Source organism: Vibrio mytili, assembly GCF_000830505.1.
GTDB classification, from domain to species: domain Bacteria; phylum Pseudomonadota; class Gammaproteobacteria; order Enterobacterales; family Vibrionaceae; genus Vibrio; species Vibrio mytili.
This window is the reverse complement of record NZ_JXOK01000058.1, coordinates 52,895-68,852: the sequence shown is the minus strand read 5'-3', so window position 1 is coordinate 68,852 and position 15,958 is coordinate 52,895. Positions and strand designations below refer to the sequence as shown.

Annotated in this window: 14 protein-coding genes and 3 pseudogenes; 13 read left to right on the top strand and 4 right to left on the bottom strand. The window is 47.4% G+C overall.

Features of this window, described 5'->3' with window-relative positions:
• The first annotated feature begins 73 nt into the window (after positions 1–73).
• The 6 genes and pseudogenes from SU60_RS15105 (at position 74) to SU60_RS15080 (ending at position 6,354) form a co-directional block, all read left to right on the top strand.
• The gene (locus tag SU60_RS15105; protein WP_041156240.1) at positions 74–1,099 is read left to right on the top strand and encodes an ABC transporter permease subunit; all 1,026 of its coding nucleotides are present in this window, start codon (positions 74–76) and stop codon (positions 1,097–1,099) included.
• 1 nt (position 1,100) lies between these two features.
• Positions 1,101–2,143 (top strand): annotated as a pseudogene (locus SU60_RS15100) (ABC transporter permease).
• 36 nt (positions 2,144–2,179) lie between these two features.
• A complete protein-coding gene (locus SU60_RS15095; protein ID WP_041156239.1) occupies positions 2,180–4,006 on the top strand; it encodes an extracellular solute-binding protein in 1,827 nt (608 codons plus the stop codon).
• A 51-nt stretch (positions 4,007–4,057) separates the two neighbouring features.
• Positions 4,058–4,915 (top strand): ABC transporter ATP-binding protein, encoded by an 858-nt coding sequence (locus SU60_RS15090; protein ID WP_084735886.1) that lies wholly within the window; start codon positions 4,058–4,060, stop codon positions 4,913–4,915.
• 46 nt (positions 4,916–4,961) lie between these two features.
• On the top strand, positions 4,962–5,801 hold the full coding sequence (locus tag SU60_RS15085; RefSeq protein ID WP_084735882.1) for an ABC transporter ATP-binding protein: 840 nt from the start codon (positions 4,962–4,964) through the stop codon (positions 5,799–5,801).
• A 128-nt stretch (positions 5,802–5,929) separates the two neighbouring features.
• Positions 5,930–6,354 (top strand): annotated as a pseudogene (locus tag SU60_RS15080) (phosphate-starvation-inducible protein PsiE).
• Positions 6,355–6,463: 109 nt separating this feature from the next.
• On the opposite strand, the gene SU60_RS15075 reads toward SU60_RS15080, so the two are convergent.
• A complete protein-coding gene (locus tag SU60_RS15075) occupies positions 6,464–7,246 on the bottom strand; it encodes an AraC family transcriptional regulator (RefSeq protein WP_041156238.1) in 783 nt (260 codons plus the stop codon).
• 168 nt (positions 7,247–7,414) lie between these two features.
• Between SU60_RS15075 and lhpI the strand changes: the two genes are divergently transcribed.
• The 4 genes and pseudogenes from lhpI (at position 7,415) to SU60_RS15060 (ending at position 11,217) form a co-directional block, all read left to right on the top strand.
• Positions 7,415–8,374 (top strand): bifunctional Delta(1)-pyrroline-2-carboxylate/Delta(1)-piperideine-2-carboxylate reductase, encoded by a 960-nt coding sequence (gene lhpI, locus SU60_RS15070; protein WP_041156237.1) that lies wholly within the window; start codon positions 7,415–7,417, stop codon positions 8,372–8,374.
• 133 nt (positions 8,375–8,507) lie between these two features.
• Positions 8,508–8,765: a hypothetical protein gene (locus tag SU60_RS22425; protein WP_245228417.1), complete on the top strand. Its 258-nt coding sequence runs from the start codon at positions 8,508–8,510 to the stop codon at positions 8,763–8,765.
• A 2-nt stretch (positions 8,766–8,767) separates the two neighbouring features.
• Positions 8,768–9,990, top strand: a pseudogene (locus SU60_RS15065) (Na+/H+ antiporter NhaC family protein).
• A gap of 42 nt (positions 9,991–10,032) precedes the next feature.
• Positions 10,033–11,217, top strand: a complete 1,185-nt coding sequence (locus tag SU60_RS15060) for an NAD(P)/FAD-dependent oxidoreductase (protein ID WP_245228416.1) — start codon at positions 10,033–10,035, stop codon at positions 11,215–11,217.
• A 332-nt stretch (positions 11,218–11,549) separates the two neighbouring features.
• Here the strand turns inward: SU60_RS15060 and SU60_RS15055 are convergent, their stop codons facing one another.
• Positions 11,550–12,416 carry a YicC/YloC family endoribonuclease gene (locus SU60_RS15055; RefSeq protein ID WP_041156236.1) on the bottom strand — a complete coding sequence of 289 codons (867 nt, stop codon included), beginning with the start codon at positions 12,414–12,416 and terminating at the stop codon, positions 11,550–11,552.
• A gap of 188 nt (positions 12,417–12,604) precedes the next feature.
• Between SU60_RS15055 and rph the strand changes: the two genes are divergently transcribed.
• The 3 genes from rph to SU60_RS22010 all read left to right on the top strand — a co-directional run bounded on the left by rph (position 12,605) and on the right by SU60_RS22010 (position 14,331).
• Positions 12,605–13,321, top strand: a complete 717-nt coding sequence (gene rph, locus SU60_RS15050; RefSeq protein ID WP_041156235.1) for a ribonuclease PH — start codon at positions 12,605–12,607, stop codon at positions 13,319–13,321.
• Between the two features lie 117 nt (positions 13,322–13,438).
• Positions 13,439–14,080, top strand: a complete 642-nt coding sequence (pyrE, locus tag SU60_RS15045; protein WP_041156234.1) for an orotate phosphoribosyltransferase — start codon at positions 13,439–13,441, stop codon at positions 14,078–14,080.
• A 74-nt stretch (positions 14,081–14,154) separates the two neighbouring features.
• Positions 14,155–14,331, top strand: coding sequence for a hypothetical protein (locus SU60_RS22010; RefSeq protein WP_164833049.1), 177 nt, complete (start codon positions 14,155–14,157; stop codon positions 14,329–14,331).
• 71 nt (positions 14,332–14,402) lie between these two features.
• Here SU60_RS22010 and SU60_RS15040 read toward each other — a convergent pair whose 3' ends face one another.
• Both SU60_RS15040 and slmA read right to left on the bottom strand, forming a co-directional pair.
• Entirely contained in the window at positions 14,403–15,353 is a 951-nt protein-coding gene (locus SU60_RS15040; protein WP_041156233.1) for a Kdo(2)-lipid IV(A) acyltransferase, read from the bottom strand.
• Between the two features lie 5 nt (positions 15,354–15,358).
• Positions 15,359–15,949, bottom strand: a complete 591-nt coding sequence (gene slmA / locus SU60_RS15035; RefSeq protein WP_041156232.1) for a nucleoid occlusion factor SlmA — start codon at positions 15,947–15,949, stop codon at positions 15,359–15,361.
• Between the last annotated feature and the right edge of the window lie 9 nt (positions 15,950–15,958).

Below are 15,958 nucleotides of genomic sequence, written 5' to 3'. Positions count from 1 at the left end.
CTTACCATTTTTAGGTCGGAACACGGCTCGCTATCCGGCTTGAATTGGACAGTGGACAAGGAGCAAGTTGTATATGCTGTCGTACTTTTTACGTCGTTTAGCGTTGGTTATCCCAACGTTTCTCGGTATCACTATTCTCATTTTTGCTATTACTCGCTTTGTGCCTGGTGGTCCTGTTGAACGCATGCTGTCTCAGATGCAAGCGCAGGGAGACGGTGCGGCATCCATGACCGCAGCAGGAGGGAATACCGCACTTTCTGACGACCAGATTGCTGAGCTTAACGCCTTCTATGGGCTCGATAAGCCAGTGATGGAAGCTTACGTTGAGTGGCTGGGTCGTCTCGTGACATTAGATCTTGGCGAGTCTACCCGTTATTACGAACCAGTTTCCGATATGATTGCTGAACGCCTTCCGGTATCGCTGTTTTATGGGGGGATGACGTTCTTTATCAGTTACTTTATTTCCATCCCACTCGGTTATTACAAAGCGCTCAAACACGGCTCCGTCTTCGACTCCAGCTCTTCAATACTGATATTCGTTGGTTATGCCTTGCCGGGTTATGTGGTGGGTGTCCTTCTTATCACCTTGTTCAGTTATCACCTCGAATGGTTCCCAATGGGAGGCTTTGTCGGTGATGATTTTGATGACTATGAGACCTTCTTTGAGCGCGCCAAAGACATTATGTGGCACGCGGTGTTACCGCTGATTTGTTATTTGATTGGTGACTTTGCCACGCTCACCATGACGATGAAAAACAACCTAATGGAAAACTTATCGTCGGATTACATACGTACTGCGATTGCCAAGGGCCTGCCGTTTAAAAAGGCAGTACGTAAGCACGCATTGCGTAATAGTCTGATCCCAATTGCAAGCCATTTCGGAAACTCCTTATTGTTCTTCATGACAGGTGCTTTCTTGATTGAAGTAATTTTTAACATCGACGGTATTGGCCTGTTGGGATACGAATCCATCATGGAGCGTGATTACCCTGTGGTAATGGGTATTGTTGCCATCAACGCGATATTGCTGCTGATCGGTAACATTGTTTCCGATATCTGTGTTGCTTTAGTCGACCCACGTGTGAAGTTTGGAGCGTAATATGATTAAAGTCAGTCCATTAACTCAAAAGAAAATTCGCCACTTTAAAGAAATCAAACGAGGTTACTGGTCGTTTGTGATCCTAGCGATCATGTTGATCTTATCGCTGTTCGCTGAGCTATTGATCAACAGTAAAGCCTTGGTGGTGAAGTACGATGGTCACTTCTATTTCCCGGTGGTGAGCGATGTGCGTCTTGGTAGTGAATTTGGCCAAGCCTCCTCCAGTGAAGCTGATTATCGTGTACTACAAAAGACCTTTGCCGACGAAGGGGGAGATAACTTCGTTATTCTGCCAATCGTGCCTTGGAACCCGTATGAGCAAGACTTTAGCGGAGATTTTCCGCCGACCGCTCCTAATGCTGATAATAAACACTACTTGGGTACGGATGTTATCGGCCGCGATATATTAGCTCGATTGGTTTATGGCTTCCGTACTGCGATGGGGTTTGCTCTGTTAACCATGGTGATCTCATACGCGATTGGTACCGCAGTGGGCTGCGCGATGGGTTATTGGGGCGGTAAGTTTGACCTTTTTGTTCAGCGATTGATTGAAGTGTGGTCTATGGTGCCATTCTTGTATGTCATCATGATCTTAGTTTCTATCGTCCAACCGACCTTTACGCTTTTTGTTGCGATAAACGTCCTGTTTACTTGGATGGGAATGACGTGGTACATGCGGACCATGACGTACAAAGAAGCCGCGCGGGAATACGTGATGGCGGCACGTGCATTGGGCGCATCAACCGCTCGGATCCTGTTTAACCACATTCTACCCAACACCATGGTGATGATTGTGACCCTTGCTCCGTTTACGATTGCTGCCAATATTACCGCGCTGACAGCGCTCGATTACTTAGCTTAGGCCTAATGCCGCCGACACCAAGTTGGGGGGAATTGTTGCAACAAGGTAAGTCTAACCTAGACTCTCCATGGATCGTTGCTTCGGTTGTTACCTCCATTGTTTTGGTACTGGTGATGGTCACGTTCATTGGTGAAGCGATTCGAGCTGCATTCGACCCGAAAAAATTCACACGCTATGTTTAAACAAGTGGTGTGAAGAGAACATAAAAGGGAAGTTTTATGAAACGTATATTTTTAGCGTCAATGTTGGGCGCTGTGAGTTTTGGGACAATGTCCGCGACGCTCCCGACGGATTTAAACTGGCAAACAAACTGGGATGAGCCACAATATGGATCGCCTGAAGCGAAACGCGGCGGCACTTACCGCACCTATATGTCCAGTTTCCCTCAAACCTTACGTAGTGTGGGTCCGGATGCCAATGCAGGGCTGCGTTCTTACTTTTTAGATGAAACGCCAGGGTTGGTCGTCCGCCACCCAGACACTTTGGAATTCATTCCTGAAATGGCGAATGAATGGGCACTCGCGGGTGATAATAAAACGGTTTATTTTAAGCTCAATCCAGCGGCTAAATGGTCGGATGGCGAGCCAGTCACGGCCGACGACTTCGTGTTTATGTTGAAGTTTTATCGCTCAAAAGACATTCTCGAACCTTGGTATAACGACTACTACAGTAAAACCATTGCCGATGTGGTGAAGTACGATACGCATACCTTTTCGGTTTCAGCGGCCAAAGAGTTCAATCCAGAAGAGTTGTTGCTGCGTATGGGCTCGTTGCGACCTCGTCCAGCACACTTCTACGCCAATCCGAAGAAAGACGAAAATGGCGACGGTATTCAGGATAATTTCGTTCGCTACTACAACTTTAAGAGTGAACCGACAACCGGGGCGTATCACCTTGCGGATGTCAAGAAAGGCAGAAGTGTGACGTTTGAGCACGTGGGTGAAGATTGGTGGGGTTATACCAACAAGTATTACAAAAACCGTTATAACGTCGACAAAATTCGTATTACGGTGATCCGTGATAACGATATTGCGATGAAGCACTTTGAAAAGGGCGATCTCGATGCCTTTGGGCTTGTGCTGCCAAGTTTGTGGCATGACAAGTCTAATTCAGGGCCTTATCAGAAAGGCTATATCGAGAAGTTTTGGGGTTATAACCAATACCCTGTAGGGGCTGGTGGAATTTGGATCAATACCGCGCAGCCGTTGCTAAACGATCTGAATATCCGCAAAGGCATCACTTACGCGACAGATTTTGATGGCATGATAGAAAATCTTATGCGTGGTGACTATACACGCAAGCCGAACCCGACGGGGTTTGGACACGGTAAATACACCTTGCCAGATGCAAAAGCGCCGGCCTTTGATGTTGATAAAGCAGTGGCCGCTTTTGAAGCGGCCGGGTTTGACCAAATTGGCCCTGATGGTATTCGTGTCAACGCAGACGGTCAGCGTCTGAGTTTTGAGCTGACGTATGCAACGCCTGTCCATACACCGCGTATCGCTTACCTCAAAGAGCAAGCGAAGCTCGCCGGTTTAGAAATTGAGCTGAAACTGATCGACGGCTCATCAATGTTTAAGTACGTCAGTGAGAAAAAACATCAACTTGCGTTCCTGACCATGAGCACGTCCGAGATCCCAACTTATTGGGAGTACTTCCATTCAGCAAATGCGAATAAGCCACAAACCAATAACTTTACCAACTACAGTACGCCTGAGCTGGATAAAAAAATCATGGAGTATCGTTTCAGCTTAGATATGGATAAAAAGGTTCAGCTTGGTTACGAGATTCAGCGTGATATTACCAACGCTTACGTCATCGTTTCTGGATATATGGTGCCTTATGTCCGTTACGGTTACTGGCGTTGGCTAAAATTACCGGAAAAACCGATGACACGAATGACCGAAGCGTTGTTTAGCGGGGGCATTATTGGCGACGGCACATACTGGATTGACAAGGATGTGAAAAAAGAAACCCAACAAGCGATGAAATCCGGCAAAACCTTTGAGCCAGTGGTGACCATCGACGATACCTACAAGCTGTAAGGAACGAGCTGTAAGGTACAAGTTGCAAGGTATAAGTGGTAAGGCGGTGTTATGGAAAACGATGTAATTTTAAGTGTGAAAGACCTCGAAGTAGAGTTCATCACTGACGATGGGCCAGTCAAGGTGCTGCATGGGGTCAACTTTGATGTGCGTGCTGGTCGCACTCTAGGCTTAGTGGGCGAGTCCGGTAGTGGTAAGAGTGTCACCTCCATGTCGATCATGGGGTTATTGCCAAAGCCATACGGAAATATTATTAACGGCGAAGTGAATTACCGTGGCACAAACTTAGTCAATTTGCCGGCAGAGCAGATGTATGCGATGCGTGGAAATCGTATCTCAATTATCTTCCAGGATCCGATGACGGCGTTAAACCCAGTTCATAGTATTGGTCGTCAGATTTGCGAAGTGTTGGAACTTCACCGTCCCGAGCTGGATAAGAAAGATCGCCAATCCTATGCAATTGAAATGCTCGATAAAGTAAAAATTCCTATGCCGGAGAAGCGGCTCAACGAGTATCCACATAATTTATCCGGCGGTATGCGACAGCGCGTGATGATCGCTATGGCATTGGCGTGTAAACCGGACATATTGATCTGTGACGAACCGACTACAGCATTGGATGTTACTGTGCAGGCGTCTATCCTTGAACTAATGAACGAGCTGCAAGAAGAAACCGGCATGGCGATGATCTTCATTACTCATGATCTTGGCGTTGTCGCCGAAGTCTGTGATGACGTTGCTGTCATGTACGGTGGTCGAATTGTCGAAAATGCAGAGATCTTTGAGTTGTTTGATAACCCTCAACACCCATACACCGAACGTTTAATGGGATTGATGCCAAGCTTAGATAATGAACCGAAGCAAATGATCGACATCAAACCGATCGATGCCAGTATGTTTGCCAGTTAATGGATACAAAGTGTTCAGTCATGAATCAGTCATAAAAGAGGATGTGATGACAAAAGAAGTATTAAGGATTGAAAATCTTAAGCAGCACTTTGTATCTGGTAAAGGGTTGTTTAAAAAAGGTTATACCATCAAAGCCGTTGATGGTGTCTCTTTGTCGGTGAGTGAAGGAGAAACTCTGGGGCTAGTTGGAGAGTCGGGTTGTGGCAAAAGCACCTTAGGCCGAACCATCCTCAAGCTTTACGAACCCACGGAAGGTAAGATTTTCTTTGAAGGTAAAGACATCACCAGGCTTTCGGTTAAAGAGATGCGCGCATTACGTAAAGAGATGCAGATTGTCTTTCAGGATCCGATGGAGTCACTCAACCAACGCCATACTATCGGTATGATTTTAGAAGAGCCGTTTGTGATTCATAAAGTTGGCACTCCAGCCGAGCGTAAGCAGTGGGTCAAAGAGTTATTAGTCAAAGTGGGCCTGCCAGAAACAGCAGTCAATCGCTATCCGCATGAGTTCTCTGGCGGTCAGCGTCAGCGTATCGGGATTGCTCGAGCGATCGCGCTTAAGCCAAAACTACTGATTTGTGATGAGTCGGTGTCCGCGTTGGATGTTTCCGTTCAGGCACAAATTCTGAACTTGCTATTGCAGCTGCAACAGGAAATGAACCTGGCGATTATTTTCATTTCGCATGACCTATCGGTGGTAAAACATGTCTCGGATAAAGTTGCGGTGATGTACTTTGGTAAAGTGGTAGAAGCGGGCAGCGCGAAAGACATCTACGCCAATCCGCAAAATGAATACACCAAAAAACTGCTCTCTGCTATTCCTATCACGCACCCTAAATACCGTAAGAAAAAGCGTCTGGCTGAAAAAAAGCAGCAAGTGGCGTAAGTCGTGCCACTACGACAGTCAACCAGCACCGCTCTGGCAAGTAGTCAGAGCGTTTTTCTTTAGTATGCTTTTTGTACTTACATGCTAAACTCAGGCTTATCTATTTGGTTTTGTTTGGATAATTGGCTATGGCGTCAGAATTACCTAAATCGTTCAGTCGACCGTTTTTAAAAATCTTCCACTTCTTCGAAGCGGTATTATTGGTCGCGATCACCTTGGCGACGCTCTACGCATGGTGCAAGAGTTCATTCATGTGTTTGTCGAAAAGCGCGTCCTGCTTACCGACATCTTATTAATGTTCATTTATCTCGAAGTGTTGGCGATGGTGCGCCAGTTCGTCATGAACGGCAAGATCCCGGTACGTTATCCGATGTACATCGCAATGATGGCCATTGCGCGCTACATCACTTTAGGTATGAAAGAGTTAGATGCAGTCCCAGTCGTATGGCTCTCCTTGGCTGCGCTGATACTCGCCGCTGCCACGTTGTTAATTCGCGCTGGTCACCATTATTGGCCCTACGTTGATAACCGAACTTTGGAAAAAGACGAATAAAAGAAGTCGACGATGAGTTTTGCGTCAAAATCGCCATAAGGTGACAAAGAGTGGTTTGTGAACGCCATTCGTTATTCGCAATGATATTACTTAAGCCCGTGGTATACGTTTAGCGCGATGTTCGACGTACGTCACTAGGTGAATGTTGAAAGCTGCGTTTGTACGCACGAGAAAAGCTCGACAGCTGTGAAAATCCCACTTCGGCGGCGAGTTCTGTCATAGGCATATGGCTGTTACGCAGCAAAAATTGTGCTTTTTGCATGCGTCGCTGCAAAACGTACTTTTGTGGCGTCACCCCAAACTGCCTTTGGAATAAGCAGTAAAAATGACTTTCGCTTAGGTGCATGGCCTGAGCAAGCTGAGCATTGGTTAACGGCGTCGAAATGTTTTTATCGATATACGTATTTAAATGGCTAGCTTCCAAGCGACGATGCGGGGCAGGTAGCGTAGCACTGGAGGACATTTGACCAAGCTGCGTTAAAAATAATGACACGAGCTGGCAGTTTATCTGTGGTGACATTTGGCCTTGGCTGACTTTCTGCGCAGCAAAATCGAGCAATACCTGACTTTCTGTGCCTAGGTCTAGGAAGTAAGGCTGTTGAAATACCGACTCTTTTAATGACAAATTACACGCTTGTTCCAGCGCTTGGATGTAAGGATCTGCTGGCGCTAAGTCGATGACGAATAACTCACTGTCTTCACTTAAACCATTATAAAAATGAGGAGCATTATCCGGCACTATCGCCACAGTGCCATGCCCTATATTTCCACTTTCAAGTTCAAACTCGCACGCCATTGTACCTCGCCAGCCTAACAATATCTGAGCATAGTTGTGCAGGTGTTGGCCTTGTCGTCTGGCAATAACATTTCTTCTTATCTGAGTTTGATTCACAGTGAGTTTCCTACGTTTCTCTGAGCGCTGAGTTTCCCCAAAGTAACTTTTCCTTCTCCAACGTTTTTCAGTTTCGGAGTCTGGGGTAAATACCACAGAGTTTCGGGCAAATGAATGGCGCTATTAATAGGTAAAATAACAATATATTAACAATAAAGGAAGAATGACATGCAACTCAACCAGAAACAGGTTTGCGACGCACTACCTTGGCTACCATTGGTCGACGCTTTAAAAGATATTTTTACACGTGATGTAACGGCGCCTATTCGTCACCATCACACAATGAACGTACCGCAAGACCCTAGCGCGACCTTGTTATTAATGCCGGCATGGATTGAAGGAGAGTACTTAGGCGTAAAACAGGTGAATGTCTTTCCGGGGAACTCTGCTCGTAATCAACCTGGACTCAGCAGTCATTATTTACTGAGTTGTGGTCAGACAGGACAAATGCTGGCCCAGATCGATGGTAATGAGCTCACTGCGCGCAGAACTGCGGCGGCTTCGGCACTGGCTTCTCGTTACCTCTCGCGTGAAACGACCAGAAAAATGTTGATGGTTGGGGCAGGGCGCGTTGCACGACGTCTAATACCAGCCCATATGAGTGTACGTCCCATTGAAACGGTTCATGTATGGGATATTAATTCGGCCGCGGCTGAGCAATTGGCTACAGAATTGCGTGATGAGGGCGTTGATGCCATTGCATGCTCCGATGAGCAGTTAGAAACGGTTGCGCGCGAAGCCGATCTCATTAGCTGTGCCACGCTTTCAACCGAACCACTCATTAAAGGTGAGTGGCTTAAGCCGGGTGCGCACTTAGATTTAGTGGGGAGTTTTACGCCGACAATGCGTGAGACCGATAACGAAGCGTTGCAGCGAGCGAATGTATTCGTGGATGTGAAGGCGGCGGCACTGGTTGAAACGGGCGAGTTGATCATGCCTATCCGTGACGGAGCGATTACCGAAGATAAAATCTTAGCGGACTTTTCGGGGTTGTGTCGTGGCCAACATGCAGGGCGTGCAGTCCTCGACGAGCCAGAAACAGCGATCACCTTATTTAAATCGGTCGGTGACTCTCGTGAAGATCTGGCGGGCGCGATTCTGGCTTATCAGTCAGTTCAGATTGCGTAAATAGTAATCAAGCTGACGCATATCTTGGCTTTTCTTTTGCCCTGCTTGCGGTGTTGTTATCCGCTATCAGGCTTTCCATGCGTGCCGCATTTTTTAGGTGCGGTCCTGCGCAACGTGATTCGGAAAAAGACCTATGACTAAAAAGAACTCAGATTATACGGCACCGCCACCATTAGGCCTGGCAGTCGTACCGATTATCCTCACTATTGGCTTGTTAGCGACACAGATTTTTTATTATGACGATTTTACTCCTCATATCGCGTTAGCTATTGGTTTTGCTATTACTGCGTTAGTCGGTTGGTATCAGGGGCTACGTTGGCAGGACATCGAGTCCGGCGCATTTCGTGTCTTACACGTGGCGATGCCTCTATTGCGACCCTTATTGTGGTAGGGATGCTGGTAAGTACCTGGATAGCTAGTGGTACGGTGCCTACCCTAATTTATTACGGTTTAGTCTTGATTGAACCGGAGTGGTTTCTAGCAGCGACCATGCTGTTGTGCTCTGTAGTATCTCTTTCCATTGGTTCGAGTTGGACAACCGTGGGCACGGTCGGCCTAGCGTTAGTTGGAATTGGTTTTGCGTTTGGTATTCCTGCGTATTGGACGGCGGGTGCTGTTGTCTCTGGGGCTTTTTTTGGCGATAAGATTTCACCGCTGTCGGATACCACGAACCTTGCTGCTGCCGTAACCGAAACCAATGTATTCGCTCATATTCGCAATATGATGCCGACAACCATACCCGCAATGCTGATCGCTTTGACGCTGTACTCGATTCTGGGTGGTGCAGTAATGGGAGATGCGACCTCTGGCGCCCAGCAACAGCTACAACAAATTACCGCAATTCAATCGGGTCTGGAGAGTCACTTTTCGCTCGGTTTTCTGCCTTTGCTGCCGCTCTTTGTGGTGATGCTATTGGCGTTTTATAAGATAGCACCTATCCCAGCCCTGTTTATTGGCTTTGTTCTCGGGGCAGGTGTCGCGGTTCATAATTATGACTATAACCTGAATGATATTCTCACCTTTGCCCACAGTGGGTACAAGATAGAGACAGGTTCGGCTGCGCTGGATAACTTGCTCAATCGCGGTGGCGTCACCTCAATGACTTGGGTGATCACTTTGATGATGTTCGCCTTGGCATTTGGTGGTGCACTGGAGCGGACTGGGTGTTTGGAGTCGGTCGTGAATGCCGTGATGAAGTCGACACGAGGCTTTAAAGGGTTACAAACGAATGCCATTCTGACTTCTATTGCGACCAACGCCGTATCAGGTGATGTATACCTATCGATTGCCTTACCTGGGCGTATGTTTGGGCCGCAATATGACAAGTTGGGCTATAGCGACTTAACCTCTCCAGAGCGATTGAAGAAGGGGGAACTTTAGTCTCGCCATTGATCCCTTGGAATGCGGGTGGCGCATTTGTGATGGGAACCTTGGGGCTGATTGTCGCACCGGGCGATTACAGTGCTTTGTTGTACGCTCCGTTAGCGTTTGCTTGTTGGTTATCACCAGCGATTGGCATTTTATATGCTCAAACGGGGTGGTTCTCAAAGCGAGTGGAGCAAGAGGCGACGGCAAGCTCGGAGTCCGGCTCACCAGTGAGCAGCAGCTCTCATTAAATCGTATCCAATACCTTTTTCATCTAAGTCAGTAGGTAGAACATGACACAACCCGCGATACATATCGCTTTTAACGACAAGTCCTCAGTTGCTGTAGTGGGAGCTGGAGTTGTAGGGCTTTGCACAGCGCTAGAAGCACAGCGCCATGGCTATCAAGTCACTTTGTTTGACAAAGGTTTGCCCGGTAAAGGCGCGTCGTTCGGTAATGCTGGTTATTTAGCAACAGAATTGATTGAACCTCTGGCAACGAAAAAAATATTGGCTGCCGCACCAAGGATGTGGATGGATCCTAAGGGGCCGTTGGCCCTACCTTGGACGTATTTACCTAAAGCCCTGCCTTGGTTGGCGCGTTTTGTTCGCTCTGCCTCTTCTTCGCGAGTGGAGTTTAGTCGACAAGCGCTTTACCAGCTCAACCAAGCCGCCATTCCTGCTTGGCAACGCTGTTTGGCGGATATTGGGGCCGAAGAGTACCTCGTGCCGTCAGGCTACTTGCTGGTATGGGAGTCAGAAAATAAGTTAGATGAGGCTAAAGCGCATGCTGCTTACCTTGCTCAATGGAACATAGAAAGTGTCCTACTGCAAGGTGCACAACTGAGGGAAAAAGAGCCAGAGCTGGCTGATACTGTCAGTCACGCTCTGTTTTTCCCCAATGCGTGTCGAGTGAAAGATCCTTACTTACTGTCGAAACAACTGTTTGCGGTTTTTCAAGCGCGTGGTGGGTGTTTTGAACAAACCGAAGTCAGTGAAATTCTTCCGCAAGAGAACGCAGTAGAGGTAGTCACGACGAGTAAAAATAGGTTCGAACATGTGGTGCTTTGCACAGGCGCTTGGGGTAAGCCACTGTTAGAACAAACAGGGATATCTGTCCCACTTGAAGCAGAGCGCGGCTACCACCTGACGATAGAGACTGCCGATATGGAGACGCCGCCACTCCAACATCCTATTGGTTCCGCGGAACGTAAATTTGTGATGAGTCCTTTGGCATCTGGTTTAAGGGTGGTGGGCATCACTGAAATTGGTGGTTTGCGTTTACCTGAGTTTGCTCGCCGGTTTAATGTGCTGCGCCATCATAGTAAGCAACTATTACCAAGGTTAAACAACTCTGCTCTGAACGTGAGTGAATGGATGGGACATCGGCCGACTCTGGCGGATTCGTTGCCTGTGATAGACCAGCACCCGAGTTATCCACGGTTATTGTTTGCCTTTGGGAATCAGCACTTAGGCTGACTCAAGCCGCCATTAGTGCAGAGTTAGTTATTAGTCTATTGCGCGAAGCGGAGCCTGAGTGTGATTTGGAACCGTATCGGGTAGACCGATTCTGAGGGCTAAAGACAGTCGTTAGTAGAACGATAAAAGATAGGCGCGAATGGCGGTGATTTTGCTCACCCTACCTATTGGCTCTCACTTGCACATCATTGACATATCACGGCTTGCCTATACTTGATTATTTCCCGCTTATTCGTGGCTATTGATGAATTTCATGGGTATCTGTAGACGATTAAAACTACAAAGCCCTTTTAATCAAGGGCTTTGCAGAACGTTAAACAATAAGTTGAACGTTATTCAATATTCTGGATCTGCTCACGCATTTGCTCAATAAGCACTTTTAACTCAACGCCAGATGCGGTGATGTCGGTGCTGATGGATTTAGACGCGAGGGTGTTCGATTCACGGTTGAACTCTTGCATCATGAAATCGAGACGACGACCTACTGAGCCACCTTTTTTCAAAATATTGGTGGTTTCCTTAACGTGAGAGTCAAGACGGTCCAGTTCTTCAGCTACGTCAGACTTTTGTGCCAATAGAATAAGCTCTTGTTCAACACGCGATGGATCTAATTCCACTTTGGCGTCTTCAAATTTGGAGAACAAACGTTCACGTTGCCACTCTAAAATCTCAGGCATGCGCGCACGCACTTTCACCACTTCTGCAGTGATCGCCTCTAAACGTTGCTCGATCAGGGCTTTCATGTTGTCGCCTTCACGACCACGAGCTTCAATAAAGTCGCTGAGTGCCTCTTCAAAGCCTTCTAGCAATGCTTTATTGACGGTGTCCATGTCTTGCTCTGGCGTTTCCATGACACCTGGCCATTGCATGACTTGGAATGGGTTGATGCGGCTCAGTTCGCCCGTCATATGCATCACTTGTTCTGCCGCTTTAATCACTTGGTTAGCCAGTGACTCATTGATGCTGAGTTCACCTTTTGCGGCTGGGTTAGCTTCAAAGCGAAGGTTACATTCCACTTTACCGCGGGCTAAACGCTTACGAAAACGCTCACGCAATACTGGCTCGAGTGCGCGAAACTGCTCTGGCATGCGAAAGTAGGTTTCTAGGTAACGTTGGTTAACGCTGCGGATTTCCCATACCGCAGAACCCCAATCGCCTTTTACTTCTTTGCGTGCATACGCCGTCATACTGTAAATCATCGAATTTTCCTGTCTTCAATTTTTGAAAATTACTTAAAGAGTGTATCACGGAGCAGAGGTGGGTGCGCGGGGGAGGAGGGGAAATGTTTACGGTGTGGCGAATGTGTAACCTATGAATTCGATATTGATTCCGTTATAATCCCCGCCCAACCAAATCGTCTTCTCCTCATTATTTAAGGTAGATGCCCATGCGTCCAAACGATCGCAAGGCGGACCAAGTTCGCCCAATCAAAATGACCCGAAACTACACTGCTTATGCTGAAGGCTCTGTGCTAGTTGAGTTCGGTAACACCAAAGTGTTGTGTAATGCGACCGTCGAAGAATCGGTTCCTCGCTGGCTAAAAGGCCAAGGCAAAGGCTGGGTCACAGCAGAATATGGCATGCTACCACGTGCTACGCACTCTCGTACCCGTCGCGAAGCGGCCATTGGTAAGCAGGGCGGCCGCACGATGGAAATCCAACGTCTTATTGCTCGCAGCTTACGTGCCGTGGTGGACTTAAAAGCCATGGGTGAGTTCATGATCACGGTTGACTGTGACGTTATCCAAGCCGATGGTGGTACACGTACGGCGTCAATCAGTGGTGCAAGCGTTGCTATGGCCGATGCGTTCCAACACCTGGTTGATAACGGCAAGCTAAAAGCTAACCCGATGAAAGGCCATGTAGCGGCTGTGTCTGTTGGATTGCTGGGTGATGATGTCTTATGTGACCTTGAATATGTCGAGGATTCTGCGGCTGATACTGACATGAATGTTGTCATGACAGAAGAAGGCAAGATGATCGAAATCCAAGGCACGGCAGAAGGTGAACCGTTCAGCCACGAACAGCTGATGGCATTGCTAGAATCGGCGAAAGGCGGGATTACCGAAATCGTCGCGGCGCAGAAGGCGGCGTTAGAAAATTAATTGTTTAAATAGCTTCCCGTTAAGGAAGCTATTTTTTTACGTATTCCTAGGACCTAGGACCTAGGACCTAGGACCTAGATACTGATATCCATAAAAACTGAAAATCGAGAGAAAATAATGAAAGCATACCAGCGTGAATTTATTGAGTTTGCACTTGAGAAAGAAGTTCTTAAGTTTGGTGAGTTTACTTTGAAATCAGGCCGTAAAAGCCCTTACTTCTTTAACGCTGGTCTTTTCAATACAGGTCGTGACTTAGCGCGTCTTGGCCGCTTTTATGCCGCGGCTCTAGCAGATTCAGGCATCGAGTTTGATGTGTTATTTGGCCCAGCATACAAAGGCATCCCAATTGCGACAACGACGGCAGTTGCTCTGGCGGATCACCATGATATCGATACGCCTTACTGCTTTAACCGTAAAGAAGCCAAAGACCATGGCGAAGGTGGTAACTTGGTAGGCTCTGCACTAGAAGGCCGTATCATGCTGGTGGATGATGTGATCACTGCAGGTACAGCCATTCGTGAATCAATGGAAATCATCAAGGCAAACGGTGCGGATCTTGCGGGTGTGTTGGTGGCGATTGACCGCCAGGAGAAAGGCAAAGGTGAGCTGTCAGCAATTCAGGAAGTGGAACGTGACTTCGGTTGCGCGGTTGTTTCTATTGTCAGTTTAGGTGATTTGGTCACTTACCTTGAAGAAAAAGGCAACGCAACAGAACATCTCGATGCAGTGAAAGCGTACCGTGCGCAATACGGGATTTAAAACAAGGTCCTAGGGGAGTATACATAGGTCCTAGGTTTAGCGCGCTGCAACTCAAGAGATAAACGGTGGGCTTTGTGTTTGCTGTTTTGGAATACAGAGCGCTTCGCTTACAGATTACGGAATACGGAGAAGGTCCTAGGGAAAAACAGATCCTAGGTCCTAGGTGTGGTACACGAGGCTTCGGTGTTCCTTTGTCGGTATTTGTTTTTGCTGTTTGGAATACAGATTACGGAGTACTGAAAACGGGTTAATCTTTTCCTGTAATCCGTAATCCCAAATCCTTTCCCTAGGGCCTAGAACCTAGGATCCTAGAACCTTTCTGTTACCTATACCTAATCCCTTTCGGTACGTTTTCATCCGCCATGGTCTTGTAGCGCTTGTGCAGCCACATCCATTGCTCAGGCGCACGCAGGATCACTTCTTCAACGTACTTGTTCATGTAGGCGGCAGCGGCCACTTCGTCTTTTTGTGGGTAATCGGCTTCGATGCACTTATCAGCGATGATCTCGTATTTTCCTTGTGCATTGCGAAAGCCTGAGCCCGGAATGATGGCACATTTTGATGTGTACGCCAGAATGCTGGTTCCTGTGGTCGTACACGCATCCTCTACGGCGAAGAAAGGCACATAAACCGATTTATTGCGGCCGTAGTCATGATCCGGTAAGTAAAACAGACGTTCACCGCTGCGCAGTACGCGGATCATTTTTTTCACGTCTTTACGGTCAATTAACTTGTTGCCGTTATGCGTACGCCCCCAGTATTGAATAAAGTTGTAAGCATCATTGTCGTGTGGACGGAATGCGCCATAACCGGGAACGCCAAGTACGGCAAAGGCTCGCGCCGTGATCTCTAAGTTTAAAGCGTGAACGCAGCACAGTAGCACCCCTTTGCCTTCGGCATCTTTTTGTCTCAGAGCATCGAGATCTTTCTCTACGATAAGGGTTTTAAAACGCCAGGTAGGCCAAAACCACGTAATTCCCGTTTCAATCAACGCCATGCCGGTGTTTTTAAAATTCTCTTCCACGATGGCTTGAACGTCTTCTGGCGTTTTGTCTGGAAACGCGAGCTCCAGATTGCGCGTTGCTACATGGACACGACTTTTGCCGTAGCGCATGCCCAGCTTACCGACAGAGCGACCTAATGACAGCAATAGGCGATAAGGCAGAATATTGACGACGATGGCCAGCAGACCAAAACCAAGCCAGACTCCCCAGTTACGAGGATGAAGAAGGGAAAGAGAAAATTCAGGCTGTTTAAGGTTGTCTTTACTCATAATCTTTACTTAATTTGTGCGCTTAGCAGAGCCCAGTACTCGTCAAAGTTTGCAGTTGGCTGATATTTAAAGTCACTGCGTACAAAGCGGTTCAGGCTGCCCTCTACTTGCCCCAAAATTTGCGCGGCAAGAATTCGTTCTTCGACAGGGAAAGATTTACCTTCACGTAGCTTACGCTCGCGTAGGATCTGACGCAATTGGGTTTCAATGCGTTCAAACAACTGATTAATGCGTTCACGTAGACGTTCATTTTCGAACATCAAAGCATGGCCAGAAAGAATACGTGTTAGACCTGGATTACGTTCTGAAAAAGCAAGAATCAAATGCATCACCATGCGGATGCGCTCTAAGGTATCTTTCTCGTCGTCCAAAATGCGATTGATACGCGTCATTAACGCTTCTTCAATGAACTCAATCAACCCTTCAAACATACGGGCTTTACTTGGGAAGTGGCGGTATAGTGCGGCTTCAGATACACCGACTTGTTTTGCCAGCTTTGCCGTAGTAATGCGGGAAGCGCCGTCGGTCGACTCAAGCATTTCTGCTAATGCTTGTAAGATCTCTTCACGACGATTGGATTTTCTACTACCGGCCATTAGTTACTT

Excerpts from the sequence above, each read along its gene's own strand:
- SU60_RS15105 (WP_041156240.1), top strand. The coding sequence starts at position 74 with ATGCTGTCGTACTTTTTACGTCGTTTAGCGTTGGTTATCCCAACGTTT.
- SU60_RS15060 (WP_245228416.1), top strand. The coding sequence starts at position 10,033 with ATGACACAACCCGCGATACATATCGCTTTTAACGACAAGTCCTCAGTT.
- SU60_RS15055 (WP_041156236.1), bottom strand. The coding sequence starts at position 12,416 with ATGATTTACAGTATGACGGCGTATGCACGCAAAGAAGTAAAAGGCGAT.
- pyrE (WP_041156234.1), top strand. The coding sequence starts at position 13,439 with ATGAAAGCATACCAGCGTGAATTTATTGAGTTTGCACTTGAGAAAGAA.
- SU60_RS15085 (WP_084735882.1), top strand. The coding sequence starts at position 4,962 with ATGACAAAAGAAGTATTAAGGATTGAAAATCTTAAGCAGCACTTTGTA.
- rph (WP_041156235.1), top strand. The coding sequence starts at position 12,605 with ATGCGTCCAAACGATCGCAAGGCGGACCAAGTTCGCCCAATCAAAATG.
- SU60_RS15090 (WP_084735886.1), top strand. The coding sequence starts at position 4,058 with ATGGAAAACGATGTAATTTTAAGTGTGAAAGACCTCGAAGTAGAGTTC.
- slmA (WP_041156232.1), bottom strand. The coding sequence starts at position 15,949 with ATGGCCGGTAGTAGAAAATCCAATCGTCGTGAAGAGATCTTACAAGCA.
- lhpI (WP_041156237.1), top strand. The coding sequence starts at position 7,415 with ATGCAACTCAACCAGAAACAGGTTTGCGACGCACTACCTTGGCTACCA.
- SU60_RS22425 (WP_245228417.1), top strand. The coding sequence starts at position 8,508 with ATGACTAAAAAGAACTCAGATTATACGGCACCGCCACCATTAGGCCTG.
- SU60_RS15095 (WP_041156239.1), top strand. The coding sequence starts at position 2,180 with ATGAAACGTATATTTTTAGCGTCAATGTTGGGCGCTGTGAGTTTTGGG.
- SU60_RS15040 (WP_041156233.1), bottom strand. The coding sequence starts at position 15,353 with ATGAGTAAAGACAACCTTAAACAGCCTGAATTTTCTCTTTCCCTTCTT.